The organism is Caulobacter segnis, from assembly GCF_031454995.1.
In the GTDB taxonomy this organism is placed as follows: domain Bacteria; phylum Pseudomonadota; class Alphaproteobacteria; order Caulobacterales; family Caulobacteraceae; genus Caulobacter; species Caulobacter segnis_E.
In genome coordinates this window covers 66,586-81,114 of the sequence record NZ_JAVDRV010000002.1, presented here as the reverse complement: position 1 = coordinate 81,114, position 14,529 = coordinate 66,586, and the positions used below count along the sequence as shown (strand labels likewise).

General features: G+C 68.1%; 10 protein-coding genes and 2 riboswitches. Of the genes, 3 read left to right on the top strand and 7 right to left on the bottom strand.

From position 1 onward, the window contains the following. Positions 1–70: 70 nt before the first annotated feature. Positions 71–1,345, top strand: coding sequence for an aminotransferase class III-fold pyridoxal phosphate-dependent enzyme (locus tag J2728_RS06635; RefSeq protein ID WP_309997699.1), 1,275 nt, complete (start codon positions 71–73; stop codon positions 1,343–1,345). Between the two features lie 150 nt (positions 1,346–1,495). Here the strand turns inward: J2728_RS06635 and J2728_RS06630 are convergent, their stop codons facing one another. The 4 genes from J2728_RS06630 to J2728_RS06615 all read right to left on the bottom strand — a co-directional run bounded on the left by J2728_RS06630 (position 1,496) and on the right by J2728_RS06615 (position 9,671). After that, a complete protein-coding gene (locus tag J2728_RS06630; RefSeq protein ID WP_309997698.1) occupies positions 1,496–3,043 on the bottom strand; it encodes a N,N-dimethylformamidase beta subunit family domain-containing protein in 1,548 nt (515 codons plus the stop codon). A gap of 237 nt (positions 3,044–3,280) precedes the next feature. Beyond that, positions 3,281–5,227, bottom strand: a complete 1,947-nt coding sequence (locus J2728_RS06625) for a S9 family peptidase (RefSeq protein ID WP_309997697.1) — start codon at positions 5,225–5,227, stop codon at positions 3,281–3,283. A gap of 86 nt (positions 5,228–5,313) precedes the next feature. Continuing rightward, complete coding sequence (locus J2728_RS06620) at positions 5,314–8,019, bottom strand: TonB-dependent receptor domain-containing protein (RefSeq protein ID WP_309997694.1); 2,706 nt, start codon at positions 8,017–8,019, stop codon at positions 5,314–5,316. Between the two features lie 130 nt (positions 8,020–8,149). After that, a riboswitch (glycine riboswitch) is annotated at positions 8,150–8,240 on the bottom strand. Between the two features lie 3 nt (positions 8,241–8,243). Next, positions 8,244–8,334: riboswitch (glycine riboswitch) on the bottom strand. A 263-nt stretch (positions 8,335–8,597) separates the two neighbouring features. Continuing rightward, positions 8,598–9,671 (bottom strand): ABC transporter substrate-binding protein, encoded by a 1,074-nt coding sequence (locus J2728_RS06615; protein WP_309997692.1) that lies wholly within the window; start codon positions 9,669–9,671, stop codon positions 8,598–8,600. A gap of 51 nt (positions 9,672–9,722) precedes the next feature. Between J2728_RS06615 and J2728_RS06610 the strand changes: the two genes are divergently transcribed. Both J2728_RS06610 and J2728_RS06605 read left to right on the top strand, forming a co-directional pair. Further along, entirely contained in the window at positions 9,723–10,391 is a 669-nt protein-coding gene (locus J2728_RS06610; protein WP_309997690.1) for a response regulator transcription factor, read from the top strand. Beyond that, a complete protein-coding gene (locus J2728_RS06605; RefSeq protein WP_309997689.1) occupies positions 10,388–11,791 on the top strand; it encodes a sensor histidine kinase in 1,404 nt (467 codons plus the stop codon). Before J2728_RS06610 ends, J2728_RS06605 begins: the two co-directional genes overlap by 4 nt. 103 nt (positions 11,792–11,894) lie before the next feature. Here the strand turns inward: J2728_RS06605 and J2728_RS06600 are convergent, their stop codons facing one another. The 3 genes from J2728_RS06600 to J2728_RS06590 all read right to left on the bottom strand — a co-directional run bounded on the left by J2728_RS06600 (position 11,895) and on the right by J2728_RS06590 (position 14,513). Beyond that, the gene (locus tag J2728_RS06600; protein WP_309997687.1) at positions 11,895–12,779 is read right to left on the bottom strand and encodes a hypothetical protein; all 885 of its coding nucleotides are present in this window, start codon (positions 12,777–12,779) and stop codon (positions 11,895–11,897) included. A 262-nt stretch (positions 12,780–13,041) separates the two neighbouring features. Continuing rightward, positions 13,042–14,310 carry a TolC family outer membrane protein gene (locus tag J2728_RS06595; protein ID WP_309997686.1) on the bottom strand — a complete coding sequence of 423 codons (1,269 nt, stop codon included), beginning with the start codon at positions 14,308–14,310 and terminating at the stop codon, positions 13,042–13,044. Then, positions 14,310–14,513, bottom strand: a complete 204-nt coding sequence (locus J2728_RS06590) for a YgaP family membrane protein (protein ID WP_309997685.1) — start codon at positions 14,511–14,513, stop codon at positions 14,310–14,312. Before J2728_RS06590 ends, J2728_RS06595 begins: the two co-directional genes overlap by 1 nt. Positions 14,514–14,529 lie beyond the last annotated feature (16 nt).

The window sequence follows — 14,529 nt, the reverse complement described above, 5'->3', positions numbered from 1 at the left end:
TCCCTACGCATTGACAGCCAATATGGCTCAGTCATTATAATAGTCAAAACTATCTTATAAGGGGCTGAGCTTGACCTGGACGAACAGCAAGGATGCGGCGCTGCGCGAGCGCGCCATGGCCGTGATCCCTAACGGCATGTACGGCCACCAGTCGGTCATGCTGCTGCCCGACGACTACCCGCAGTTCTTCGATCGCGCCGAGGGCGCTTATTTGTGGGACGTCGACGGCAACCGGTATGTCGACTTCCTGTGCGGCTACGGCCCCAACCTGTTCGGCTACGGCCACGCCGCCATCGACCAGGCCTATGTCGAGCGCATGAAGCGGGGCGACACCATGACCGGCCCCGGCCAGGCCATGGTCGAGCTGGCCGAGGCCATGACCGCTCAGGTCAGCCACGCCGACTGGGCGATGTTCTGCAAGAACGGCACCGACGCCACGACCATGGCGATGATGATCGCCCGCAACTTCACCCAGAAGAAGACCATCGTCCTGGCCAAGGGCGCCTATCACGGCGCCGCGCCCTGGTGCACGCCGCTGAAGAACGGCGTCACCGAGGCCGACCGCGCCAACCAGGTGTTCTACGAGTACAACAACGTCGAGAGCCTGGAAGCGGCGGTCAAGGCGGCCGGCTCCGACCTGGCGGCGATCTTCGCCTCGCCCATCAAGCACGACACCTTCGTCGACCAGGAGCTGCCCGATCCCGAATACGCCCGCCGGGCCCGGGCGCTGTGCGACGAGCACGAAGCGCTGCTGATCGTCGACGACGTGCGCGCCGGCTTCCGCCTGGCCCGCGACTGCAGCTGGTCGCTGGTCGGGGTCAAGCCGGACCTGTCGGCCTGGGGCAAGGCCATCGCCAACGGTCATCCGATCTCGGCCCTGCTGGGCGCCGACAAGGCCCGCTTCGCGGCGGCCACCATCTACGCCACCGGCTCGTTCTGGTTCTCGGCCGCGCCGATGGCCGCCTCGCTGGCGACGCTGAAGCTGATCCGAGAGACCGACTATCTCGAGCGCACCATCGCCCTGGGCGAGCGCCTGCGCGCCGGCCTGGACGAAGCGGCCGACCGCCACGGCTTCTCGCTGCGCCAGACGGGTCCGGCTCAGTTGCCGCTGATCATGTTCGACGAGGACCCGACCGGGGCCAAGGCCTACTTCTGGAACAACGCCCTGCTCAAGCGCGGCGTCTACTTCCACCCTTGGCACAACATGTTCATGACCACGGCCATGACCGACGCCGACATCGATCACACGATCGAGGCGGGCGACGAAGCCTTCAAGCTGCTGAAGGCCGCCGGTCCCCTGCCGCCGGTCGAGAAGCTGGCCTTCCTGCATTCCATGGTCGACTGACGGACTTTCCCGCCTGGACGCGGCGCCGCCAGACTTGCCTTGGCGGCGCTATCCGCGATGCGTTCAGGCCTCGTTCGCGCGTTCGCCATGACAAAGGGCCCCTCATGGCGAGGGGCCCTTCTTTTTCGACGGAACGCCCGACGGCGCGGTTCAGGCCGAGGTGGCGCGGGTGACGCCGAAGCGCCGCAGGACATTGTGAGTGATGACCTCGATGAACGGGTCGCGCGCGGCCAGGCCGTGAGCCCATTCGGTGGTGCCGCTGTTGAACACCTCGCCCTTCCCGCGCTTGAAGCTGGCCAGCACCGCATGGCCACGCAGCACCTTGGCCTGGGCCTCGGGGCCAGCGTCGCCGTAGGTGACCTGGGCGATCACATCCAGCTTCTCGGGCGGGATGATGGGATTGTATCCGCGGCCGGCTTCCTCGCCGAAGGCGCAGGGCGCGACGCCGATGATCTCCAGGGTCTCGGGCACGCCCAGCATCGGCACGGCCTTGGGCAGGCCGTCGTCGCCGAACTGGAAGCGGCAGCCGTCGCTCTCGTAGCCAATCAGCGGCAGCTCGCCGCCGATGACGTCGCCGTAGAACAGGTCCGAGCCCTCCAGGGCCCAGTGGCGATCGTCATAGACCGTGAAGCCGGCCTGGCCGCGCGACACGCACATGCCCAGGCGATGATAGCCTGCGAAGACGAAGCTCAGTCCGGTCAGCGCGGCCTCGGGCCGCTGGAAGGCCGGGTGCGACCACAGGTGCGTGGCCTTCTCGGGCGGGACGTCCTCGGCCTCGAAACCCTTCCACTTGTGACAGACATAGGTCTTGCCGTCGTTCTCCCAGCGCACCTTCCAGAAACAGCTGTTGCCCGACAGGATCGCGGCATTGCCGCCCGCGTCGACGAAACGCTCGACCTGATCGCGCTGACCGCCCGACCAGTATTCGCTGTGGCCCACGAACAGCGCCGCCGCGTAGCCTTCGAGGAGATCCTGTTCGGCGTCCAGGTCGTAGTCGGTGGCGAAGTCCAGCGCGTAGCCGTTCGACTCCGCCCAGGCCACGAAGGCGTGCTCCCACTTGTGCAGGAAGCCGGCCGAGCCGTCGTAGGGCGAGGCCCGATGCTCGACCATCCAGGCCATGTCCGAGGCCCAAGGGGCTTCCTCGAACCCGCGCTTGCGCAGGTTGATCAGACGCGGCGGGTTGGGCGGCGGCGCCACGATCAGCGGCGGAAACGGCCGCTGGGTCGACAGCACGCCGATCGCCTCGTCCATGGCCTGGGCGAACGGAACCTGCCCGCTCATCAGGCCCGAGACGTTCGAATAGGCGTTGGCGCCGCCCCAGTAGTTGTAGGCTTGGTAGGTGTTGGTCGACAGGACCATCAAGGCGCTCGAGCGACGCACGCCGACCGGCGGCTTGACGACCACGAAGTGATGGGCCTGCCCGCCGCTCGCGTCGGTGAGGACGATATCGTAGTAGCCCGAGGCCCAGGCCTCGCCGACCTCGACCTCAAGGGCGACGGGCCAGCCGCAGCCGTCGCGATCGGCGTTGGCCGGAACAGGATGGTGGTCGACGCGGACGTCGTCGCGCTCCAGAACCGTCACGCGCTCGACGCCGATCCGGGCGATCGACAGGCGGCACGGGCCGTTCTCGGCGCTGGCATGAAGGGCGAAGCGCTCGCCCGGGCGCACGCTCAGGCGGTCGGTATAGCAAGCGGGCATTCGGTTCCCCCTAGACTCCGGCCAAGCCGCGCGATCACGGGATCGCGTCTGGCCCACGGGATTGTCGCGGCCCGTTCAGCGTCGGACCATTAGGTAGTTTTTACTATTCAAATTGCGCCGATCGCAAGCCACAACTCGGGTCCTCGACGGAAGGAAGCCACGGCGCGCCTCTCCAAGGAAAAGGGCGCGAACCCGTGGTCCGCGCCCTCGTCTTGCCTCGCCGCGGAGGCCAAACACCTATTGGCCGAGCAGCGTCTTTCGCCAGAACATGATGCTGGCCCAGAAGTAGTAGTCCTCGTTCTCCTTCTTCCGGAAAACGTGACCGTCGTTCTTGGCCAGGATGTGCCAGGCCTCGCCCCCCTTGGCGCGGACGGCCTTGATCATCTGGTCGGCCTCGGACGCCGGGACGCGCGGATCGGTCCCGCCCGTGGCCACCAGCAGCGGGATGGTGATCTTGTCCACGCTGGTCAGCGGCGAAATCTTCATCAGTTGCGCGCGCTGCTTGGGATCGCGTTCATCGCCATATTCCACCCGTCGCAGGTCGCGACGATAGGACTGCGTATTCTCCAGGAAGGTGACGAAATTGGAGATGGCGACGTAGCAGTTGGCCCCCTTCAGGCGGGCGCTGTAGTGCGTGGCCGAGGCGTAGCACATGTAACCGCCATACGAGACGCCGTTGACCGCGAAGCGGCTGGCGTCCAGGGCCGGATCCTTCTCCAGCGTGTCGAGGAAGGCGCCGATGTCCTTCACCGAGTCCTCGCGCTTGAACGGGCCATTGTCGAGATTGACGAACCGCGCGCCATAACCCGACGAGCCGCGCACGTTCGGGAAGAACAGCGCCACGCCCAGCTCATTGAGCAGGTAGTTGTTGGGGCCCAGGAAGTCGGGACGGGTCTGGCCTTCCGGTCCGCCGTGGATGTCGACGATTAAGGGGCGCTTGCCCGGAAACTTCGCCGGGTCGGGCTGATAGAGGAAGCCGGACACCTTCTCGCCGTCGAAACTGGCCACCTCGACCAGCTTGGGCTCGACGTTGAGGCTGGGATCCAGGCCGCCGGTCTCGCTGTGGGTCCATTGGGTGACGGCCAGGGTCTTGGCGTCGATCGAGAAGGCGTCGCCCGGCACCTTCGCCGAGGCCATGCTGAGCCCGATCTCGCCCCACGGCGCGATGTCGATCGCCGCGCCGATGCTGTAGGGGATCACGCCCGCGGGCAAACCCGTCACCGGACGAACCGCGCCCGTGGCGAGGTCCAGGACCCGCACGCGCGAAACGCCAGCCTCGTTGATCGCATAGACCGCGAACGAACCGTCCGGCGCAATCGCGAAGTCGCTGACGTCCCAGCGCGGCTCCTTGGAGACCGCGACGAAGCCGCCCTTGCCATCCAGCTTGCCCAGGCGCTGGAAGTCCGAACCTCGGTTCGAGGTCAGCCAGACCGAGCCGTCCTTGGCGTACTTCGGATCGACGTACGAGGCCTGGACCTTTGGATCGGTCAGCGGGGCCATCTTGCCGCTGGCCAGGTCCAGTTCGTAGACCATGGCCGCGTTGACCGACATCCGGTTCAGCACCAAGGCCTTGGCGCCGTCCTTGGAGAAGTCGGCGATGTTCCAGCCGCCGCCGCTGACCTGGGCGACCAGGCGGTCGGTCTTCGGGTCCTTGGGATCGACGACATAGAGGTCCATGTCCGCGCCATTGCGGCGCGACGAGGCGTAGCCGATCCGCTTGCCGTCCGGCGACCACGCGCCGAACCAGTTGCGGCTCTTGCCGTCGGTCAGCAGGCGCGGACGCCCAGCCTCCAGGACGTAGAGCTGATAGAACTCGTCCCCGCCCTTGTCCTTCTGGATGACCAGGGTGTCGCCCTTGGGCGAAAGCGCCGCGGCCAGGACCGGCTCGTTCTCGAAGCTGATCTGGCGGCGGTCGGCGTCGGGCTTGGCCACGACGTGCACCTGATCCGAACCGCCGAAGCGGGTCTTGATCAGCATGGAGCGATCGACCGGGTTCCAGCCCAGGAAGTTGGCGTGGCGCGCCTGCAGGTAGGGCGCCGTGGCGGCGACGAGGTCTTGCGGAATGGCCGGAGCGCCATCGACGACAATCGCGGCCGGAGGAGCAACGGTCTGGGCGGCGAGCGGCGTCGCCACGGCCGACGCGCTGGCCATCAGCGCCAGCGCCAAAGTCAGGCGAGAGATCATGGAAGCAGCACCTTGAAAAAGGAGGGAGCGCCGCCGGCGAGGGGAGCTTGGGGGGAAGCCGCCGGCGGCGCGTTGTCAGGCGCGGACTAGAAACGCATCCGCGCGCCGACGGTCACGTAGCGGCCGATCACATCGTAGTACGGCGAGTACAGCGAGCTGACCGGCGGCTTCTTGTCGAACAGGTTGGTTGCGTTGGCGTACAGCTGGATCTCGTGGCCGCGGATTTCCGGCAGGCGCGCCTGAACACCCAGGTCGACATAGGTGTAGGCCTTGATGTGGCCGTTCACGAGATCGACGGTGTTGTTGTAGTTGCCCGCCGAGATGTAGCGCGCCCGGATGTTGGCGCTGAAGACGTCGCCCGCCCAGTCGAGGCTGGCGTTCATCCGGGTCTTCGGCGCGCCCAGACCGAACGAGTAGCCCTGCGACTTGACGTACTCGATCTTGCTGACCTTGTCGTCGGTGGTCAGGCTGTTGACCCAGGTCATCAGCCAGCGGGCGCGGATGCGGCCGGGGGCGTTGGGGATCAGCCGGTCCAGGTTGGTCGCGTACGAGATCTCGGCGTCGACGCCATCGGTCTTGTAGTTGGCCAGGTTGACGTAGGTGGAGACGATCCGCGTGATCGTGCCGCTGGCGTCGCGGGTGACGCGCGAGCAGAGCTCGGTGTTGCCGTTGGCGCAGCGCGTGACGATGTCCTGCGCGGCGACCGTGGTGATCACGTTGTCGATGTCGATATCGAAATAGTCGACCGAGATGTTGAAGCCCGGCAGGGCCGGCGGCGAATAGACGAAGCCGGTCGTGAAGGTCTTGGCGGTCTCGGGCGTCAGGTTCGGATTGCCGCCGCCGTTGGTCAGCACGTAGACGCTGGAATTGGTCTTCGGATCGACGATCGTGTTGTAGCCGGTCGTGCTGGTGGTGAAGAGCTCGGTCAGGTTGGCCGAGCGGATGTCGCGCGACTTGGTGATCCGGCCTCGGAAGCCCGGGAAGAACTCGTTGGTGGCGCCCAGCTTCCAGGACCAGATCGAGCCGGTGGTGTCATAGTCGGACACACGAGCGGCGGCGTTGACCTCCAGCTTGTTCAGCACCGGGACGTCGCGAACGACGGGGACCAGCACTTCGGCGAAGGCTTCCTTGACGCTGTAGCTGCCGGCCATGGCCGAGAAGCTGAAGTTGGTGAAAGCCTTGGCCGCGTCCAGCGCGCCGACCGAACGGTCGACGGACTCCTTGCGCGCCTCGGCGCCGACGGCGACCGAGACAGGGCCCGCCGGCAGCGAGAAGGGCTCGCCGCGCAGGCTGAAGCCGCCGACATCCAGCTTGCTGGTTTCCCGCATGCTGGGCGTGCCGGTGACATAGGCCTTGGCCGCCGCCGAGGGCGCGCCCTCGCCGAACAGATTGATCGGCACGCAGTTGGTGCTCGGGTTGCTCAAGGCGATCCGGCAGACGGCCTGACCGGTGGTCGGGCTGATCACGGAGTCCACCGCGTTGGCGTAGTTCTGGGTCAGCAGGAACCCAGGCGTGTCGATGTTGTTCTCGTTCTCGCCGTGGCTGTAGTAGGCGCTCCAGCGCCAGCTGTCGCCGAACGAACCGTCCAGGGCCAGCGTGCCTTGGGTCGAAACGCGTTCGAAGTCGATCGTCGGATAGGTTTCGCTGTTGAAGCGCCCCATCGTGAAGGTCGTCTGGCCAGCGGCCGCCATCGCCGACTTCACCGCCGTCGGCAGGAAGGCGTTGTCGCTCTTGATCGTCAGGTTGCCGCGATTGTGGTCGCCGAACCAGATGTAGTTGTTCCACATCCGCGAGCGGCGCAGCTCGGCCGTCACCTTGACCTTATCGGTCAGATCGTAGGTGACGCTGGCCAGGGCGGCGTAACGCTTCTGGGGCGTGACCAGGGGCGAGAGGTCGTCGTTCGAAGGCCCTTCGCCGCCGACCGAGTTCGTGCCGATCACCGTGCCGTAGTTGAAGTCGCGCAGGCTGCCGTCGGGATTGAAGGCCTTGCCCTTCAGGACGCCCGACATGATCAGGCCGCCGTAAGCCGCGTTCGAGAAGCCGACGTCGGGGGCCAGCACGAAGCGGCCCGCGCCGTTCGACACCGTCGCCCAACGGCCGATGTTCGGACGGCTGGTCTTGGGGATCACGCCATCGTTGTCGAGATATTCGCCGCCGATCACGAAGTGGCCGCGCCCATCCGCGAAGCTCTTGCCGGCCGCGCCCTCGACGCGGATTTGCTTGGCGTCGTCGTACGAGGACTCGCCCCGCTCGACGCCCAGCTTCAGGCCGGTGAAGTTACGGTCGATGCTGATGTTGACGACGCCGGCCACGGCGCCCGAACCCCAGGCGGCCGAAGCGCCGCCGGTCACCACGTCCACGCCCTTGGTCAGGATGCTGGGGACGAGGTTCAGGTCATTGTCGCCCGAGAAGCGGCGGCCATCCAGCAGAACCAGGGTGCGGCTGATGCCCAGACCGCGCAGGTCGACCGGCGCGTTGCCGGCGCCGGTGTTCGTGCCCGTGGTCTGGGCCGAGGTGGTGGCGCGGAACTGCGGCAGGTCGTTCAGGGCCGCGGCGATGTTCGGGCGCGCGCCGACGGAAAGATCCTGAGCCGTGACTCGGACGGTGGGGGTCGGCGCTTCGAAGCCGGCGCGGTCGATGCGCGACGCGGTGACGACGATCTCGCCCACGCTGGTGCTATCGTCGGGCTTGGCGGCTTCCTGCGCGAAAGCGGCGCCTTGCAAGGTCAGGATGGCGGGGACCAGGCTGCATCCCAGCAGCAGGCCTCGGCGGTTTTGGCGTGAATGAGTCAAAGCAAGATCCCCTATAGTTACAGCGGTCGACAGTCGCCCCGCCCCACGCCGCCAGTGCTGACGGCGCGCGAGCTCGCATCGTCGGGAAGGCATGCTTCCGGCGACTTCGCTCAGGCGCTTCCTCTGCCCCCGCTGTCTCTTGGCCTGAGAGATTCAGGCGCGTCGCGCCCTTGCTCCTTCGGCGAGGCCGCACCCTCCCGGGGCGGTCCTGCTTTCCAGCGTCCTCATGCTCCGCGGTCCCTGTTGCCTGAGCGTTTCCGGGGCGGTTGCGCCTTCGGCGTCGGGTGGAAACCCGATCTCTTCCGCGAGAGCCTCCCCAATACGAATGGTTCTCTCAACGACGTCAAAACGGCCAAGAGTGGCAGGAAATACCCGGGAACTTCCCAGACCGGATAGACATTGCCCCGCCGCCGCCCATGGACGCGACGCTCTTGAGCCGGACATTCGACCCGTTTCCGCGCATGACAGGTCGGTGACAGCTTGGCGCGCGGAGCGCGGTTCCCCGAAAAGAGCACGCGAACGTCAAAGCGCCGCTAGAAGATCAAAATTTGATCAATTGATGACCAAATAATGGGCGATCACTGGCTTTCAAACGCCATTTGCCGCCAACGGTCCAAGAGCTCGGCGCGTCGGCCCTGGTCGAAGTTCGCCAGGAGAGCCGGCCCCACGCGAACCGGCCGAGCGCCCGGCGGCGGGACGGCGCCCAGCCCCGGACGGACCGGCGTCAAGCGGACCTCGAGGAGGCGCCGCTGCCCCCCTTCCGACATCAAGTAGTCCAGAAACACCCGCGCCGCCCCCGGATGCCGCGCCGCGCGCGTGATGAAGGCGACCCTGGAGATCGAGAGGTGATAGTCCCGCGGGACAATGTAGCCGACATCCGGGCCATGACCGCGCACGTACCAATCGGCGTAGGACCCGTTCATGTCGAAGGCCAACAGGTGCTCGCCAGACGCCACGCGGTCCAGCATGGGCTTGGCCGGCACGTAGGTCCGCGCTCCGGCCTTGGCCATGGCGTCGTATAGCGCCCAGGCGTCGGGATAGAACTGGGTGTTGCTCGAGAGATAGAAGAACCCCATCCCGCTATGCTCGGGGTCGTACATGGCCACCTTGCCACGCCAGCGCGCCGGATCGGCTCGCAGCGCCGCCAGCAGGTCTGCGTGGCTACGCGGCGCGTCCCCGCCCCGCAGGAGACGCTTGTTGTAGACGAAGACGATGGGCTCGCTGGTCACGCCGAACCCCTGGTCGCGCCATCGCGCCCAAGCCGGAAGGTTCTTGGCCTCGGGACTCTCATAGGTCTGGGCGTAGCCATCGTTGATCAGCTTGACCTGAGTGTCCATGGCCGATGTCCAGACGACGTCGGCGACCGGTTCGCCGCGCCTGGCCTCCTCGACCACCCGGGCCTGAATGTCGCGCGACGTCAGCACGACGAACCGCAACTTCACCTTCGGAAACCGGCGCTGAAAATCCTCGACCAGCTCTGGATGGACGTCGTTGTTGATATAGACGACGACCTCCCCTTCTCGGGCGGCCGCGCGGACATCCGAGGCTCGCGTCGCCTGCCCCGGCGCGCTGGGCGCGCACCCCGCCAACGCGATCAGAACGGCCGCGCCTAGACCGGCGGCGACGCCCAGTCTCTTGACCTGATCTGGCAATCGGCGTCGGATGGCGCCCTCTCCCTGACGTGTTCGGCTCCTACATCCCCGATGAAGATACTCGTTGTCGAGGATGATCCGCCTCTGCGTCGCTCCCTGACCGCGAGCCTGGAGAGCGAAGGCCACGAGGCCGTCTGCGCCGAGACGGGCGAGATCGCCCTGACCTTGGCCTTGGCTCACGGCGCCGACTTCGACGCGGTGGTGCTGGATATCGGCCTGCCCGACATAGACGGCTTCGAGATCCTGGGCCGCCTTCGGCGCGAGGGCCTGCCCACGCCGATCGTCATGCTAACCGCGCGCGACGCGGTGCGCGACCGCATCGCGGGCCTGGACATGGGCGCCGACGACTATGTGCTGAAACCCTTCGATCCGTTCGAGCTGGTCGCCCGCGTTCGGGCGGTGGCGCGGCGGAAGGGCGGCTACGCGGCGCGGACCGTCCATGTCGGCGCCCTGGCCTGCGACTGGGAAGCCGGCTCGGCTTGGATCGGCGACCGCCGGCTGGACCTGCGCCCCCGTGAATGGGCGGCGCTGAAAGCCCTGGCGACGCGGCCAGGCCGAGTCGTCGAGCGTGATCGCCTGGCGGCCGAGGTCTTTCCCGACGAGGAATCCCCCTCGCCCAACGCCCTCGACATCCACGTCGGCCGGCTAAGGCGCAAACTCGCGCCCGATGGCCCGCGCCTGAGCACCCTGCGCGGCGTGGGTTATCGGCTCGACCCGTGAACCGCCGCCCCCTTAACCGAGGCCGTCCCAGCCTGGTGGGTCGGCTGCTGCTGGCCCAGATCGCGCCCCTGGCCGTGCTCGGCGCGGCCCTGGCGGTGGCCGGCGCCCTGGCCGCCCACGCCGTGGTCGAGAAATCCTCGGACCGGCTGCTGGCGGGATCGGCCGCCTCGATCGTCGCCCACATCGGCGTCCAGGACGGCCAAGCCAAGGTCGCGCTGCCGCCTTGGGCCTTGGGCCTGCTGGACAGCCCCGAGCGCGACGCGGTGTTCTATGCCGTACGCCAGGGCTCCCACCTGGTCACGGGCTACGAGGATCTGCCGCGTCTCCCCGCCCCCGCGCCGAACGAGACCAACTTCGCCTACGCCTCGATGCGCGGCTACCCCGTGCGCATCGTCCAATCGACGGTGATGATGCCTGGCGTCGCGCAGCCCGTCGTGGTCGCCGTCGCTCAGAGCTTGGACTCTCGCCGCGCCAGCGTGCGCGAGCTTTTGTTCACCCTGATCGGCCTGCCGGTGCTGCTGGTGGCCGTCGCCGCCGCTCTGGTCACGCCCGCGGTCAGCTGGGGCCTGGCGCCGCTGAGCCGCCTCGCGGCGGAGCTGACGACCCGCGCCCAGGCTTCCCGTCCAGACCTGACGCCCATCGACGCGGCCGACGTGTCCACCGAACTGATGCCCGTGGTCGGCGCCTTCAACCACATGATGCGCAGCCTGGAGCGCTTCACTCAGGCCCTCGAGCGCTTTTCGGCCGACGCCTCGCACCAGCTGCGCACGCCTCTGTCCGTCATCGTCGCCAACCTGGCCCTGCTGGAGCGTTCGGCGACGACGCCCCGGGACAAGGCGCTGCTCGGCGACTCGCGCGCCGCCGCGGCCAACCTGCGTCAGGTGCTGTCGCAGTTCCTGGCCCTGGCCCGTTCCGAGGCCGCCGCGGCCGAGGGCGAGGCGGATCTGGTGGCCCTGCTCACGACGATCCAGGTCGAGGCCGCCCGCGCGTTTCCGGAGGTCGAGGTCCTGGCGCGTCTGCCCGCCGGTCTAAGGCTCGCGCGCGGCAACTCGGTCCTGGTCGGCGAGGTGTTGCGCAATCTCGTCTTCAACGCCTGCGCCTATGGCGCGGGCAAGGTCCGCATCCTCGCCAAAACCGACGGCGAAGGATCAAGGGTCGTGATCTGGGATCATGGCCCAGGCATGAGCGAAGACGAACTGCGGAGCCTGTTCAGCCCCTTCAGGCGAGGCGCCGCCAGCGAGGCGTCGACCGGGGCCGGCCTGGGCCTGGCTATCGTCCGCTCGATCACGCGTCGCCTGGACATCGACCTCGCGCTGCGCCCTCGACGCCGCGGACCAGGGCTGGTCGCCGAACTCCGCTTCTCCGCGCCTCACGGACCGCCGCGACGCACTCGATCGTGACTGTCAAGGCGACGGGAATGCGCCCTCCCTCGCTCGGCCGATCGCGGCCTGGAACAAATGCTCCTACCAGCGCGGCCCTCGCCCCGTGCCGCCCTCCGCGTCGTCAAGCTTTCGCGGCCTGGTAGTCGGCTTCCCACCAGCCCAGCAGCCCTCTTTCCCCCATGATCGAGAAGAAGCGCATCAGGACCAAGCGATGGCGCTCGGCGAATTGCCGCCAGACGGGCGTGTCGAGCAGCTCGGACGTGATCACGTAGCCACGGGGGGCCTTCTGGCACAGCCCTTTTTCGGCGAGCCGCAGCGCGTTGCGCCTCACGGTCTCGAACGGCAGCCCCAGGGAGCGTGAAAGGGAGGAGGCCGAGACGGGGTTGTCCGTCCCAGCGTCCACCGACTGGCTCGCTCGCAAGATCGCGAAGAGCAGAACGATGTCGAAGGGCTCCTGCAGCATGGGCAAAAGCATCTCGATAAGCCGCAGGAAGTGATCTCCCCACAGCCGCATCATGTAGCGATAGGGTATCTCTTCCCCACCCGCCTGATCGGCCGGCGGGCCGAGCGCGCCTTCTCGCCGAAGAGCCCTGTAGAGGCCGCCGATAGCCCCCCAGGTCGCCTTGGCGGTTTCGATGTAGCTGGGTGTCTCCGTGACGCTCTTGGGCATGAACACCCCCGCGTCCGTCTGGACCAGGATTCCATCCTTGACCATCATCGCCGCGCGGCGACGCGCGGTTTCCTGGGGAATGCCGAGCGAGAGGGCGATAGGCCGAACCCGCACGGGCCGTCGCAGGTGGTCGGGTGGCGAGCTGCTCAGGCCCGCATAGGCTTTCTGGAACGCGAGGTCGCGCGCCATGGACGCCAGGTTGGCTTGGCCTATGGCCAGCGCCAGGAGCGTATCCAGCGCCGAGCGATAGGTCCCCCTAAGAAAGCCGCTGGAGATCAGCTCGGCGGAAAACACCAGACAAAGTCGCTCCACGACCCTGTCCTTGCTCTCGGCCATCGCCGTCATCTCCTAAACCCGCGCCGAGGTTTCGCCCGAGGCGGCCCCGCGCGACACCCGCCCCGCGCGACTTGGCTCCTTCGCTCCATTTGCGCAAACCAAGGCCAGTGGATCAATGGCTGACTAGCGCCAATCGGCGTCTCTGGCGCAACTCCGGAATACCGACATCCGCGCGGAAGGGCCGACACGGGGTTTCAGGATGGATCGTCGAACCCATCGCCCGCGGCGCGCCGAAGATGCCGCCGACATGGCGCGTTCTGTCTCAAGGCCGCGGCGAAGGTCCCGCGCCGGCCAAGACCGCCAACTGGCGAGCGCTCACCGTCACCTCTCCCTCCGCGGCGAGGGCGCGCGCGACCGCGCTTAGCTGATCGCGTTCGGCGTCAAGCAGGTCCAGCAACGGCCGCTGACCAACCCGCGCCTCTTGGCGCAAGCTATCGACGGCCAGGTTGGCGGCTTGCACCTGATCGCGCGCGGCCGCCACCGCCAAGCGGTTGGCCTGAAGATCGCTCCAGGCCGCGACAACCGCCGTCTTCAGCGCGGCGCGGGCCGCGTCGCGCTGGGCCTCGGCGGCGCGGACGCCCGCCGAGGCCTCGGCCTTGGCCGCCTGGACGCGCCCGCCGGCGAATAGCGTCCACCGCCCTTGCACGCCGACGGTGACGGCGTCCGATCGATAGCCCGGAAAGAACTGATCTCGCACCTGCTCGGCGCGGGCCGCGACGCTGAAGCTAGGCAGCCCCTGGGCGGCGGCCGCCCTGGCGGCCGCTCGCGCCGCGCGAACGCCGGCCTCGGCGGCCCGCAAGGCCGGATTGACGGCCTCGGCGCGCGCCAGGACCTCGTCCAGCGCGGGCATGGCCCCATCGTCGGCGACCGCCTCCAGCGCCACGGGCTCGGCTCCGACCAACGCCACGTACTGGGCGCGCGCGACCGCCAGCGCGCCTCGCGCCCTCGCCGCTCCCGCTCGCGCCTCGGCCCCGCGCGCGCGCGACAGTTCCAGGTCGCTGCGCGGGATCTCACCGGCCGCGAACCGCAGCCGCGCCTGTCGGGTCCATTCATCGAACGCCTTCGTCTGGGCCTGGCTGGCCTCGAAGAAGGCTTCGGCGGCCCGGACACCGGCATAGGCGCGGGCGACGGCCACCTGCAGCGCGTCGTCGGCCTGGCCGAGGCGCGCCGCGGCGCCCGCCTGCCCGGCCCTGGCCTGATCGACACCAGCCGTGATGGCGCCGCCCGCGTACACCGGCTGCGACAGCTCCAGCCTCACCGAGCGGGGATCGACGTCCGCCGCGGCGAAGCCGAAAAAGCCGCCCAGATCGTTACGACCGCTCATGTATTCGCCCGCGACGCCGACGGTCGGCAGGCGCGCGCCCTTGGCCGCGTCGAGGCGCGCCGTGGCCGCGTCCGCCTGGGCCTTGGCCGCGCGGAGGTCGGGATTGTAGGCGCGCGCCGCCGCGATCGCGTCCTCGAGCGTGGTCGCCAGAGCGACCGGCGGCAAGGCCAGCAAGGCGCCGGCGGCGATCAGGGCGGCGCGGCGCATCAGCGGAACGCCGTCCCCGGCTTCACGCCCAGCTTCTTGAAGATCATCGCCGCCGGGCAGAAGCCCGTGAACGCGGCCTGGATCATGTTCAGGCCCGCGAAAGCCGACAGGCCGATCCAATAGGGATGGACGAAATGCGCGAGCGCCAACCCGAGCAGAACGACGAAGCCGGCGAAGGCCAAAACGGCGCGATCGAGGGTCATGGGGCTATTCCTTTCG

Bases quoted from the DNA above. Each gene is read 5' to 3' on its own strand.
- J2728_RS06630 (WP_309997698.1), bottom strand. From the start codon at position 3,043: ATGCCCGCTTGCTATACCGACCGCCTGAGCGTGCGCCCGGGCGAGCGC.
- J2728_RS06625 (WP_309997697.1), bottom strand. From the start codon at position 5,227: ATGATCTCTCGCCTGACTTTGGCGCTGGCGCTGATGGCCAGCGCGTCG.
- J2728_RS06610 (WP_309997690.1), top strand. From the start codon at position 9,723: ATGAAGATACTCGTTGTCGAGGATGATCCGCCTCTGCGTCGCTCCCTG.
- J2728_RS06600 (WP_309997687.1), bottom strand. From the start codon at position 12,779: ATGGCCGAGAGCAAGGACAGGGTCGTGGAGCGACTTTGTCTGGTGTTT.
- J2728_RS06595 (WP_309997686.1), bottom strand. From the start codon at position 14,310: ATGCGCCGCGCCGCCCTGATCGCCGCCGGCGCCTTGCTGGCCTTGCCG.
- J2728_RS06590 (WP_309997685.1), bottom strand. From the start codon at position 14,513: ATGACCCTCGATCGCGCCGTTTTGGCCTTCGCCGGCTTCGTCGTTCTG.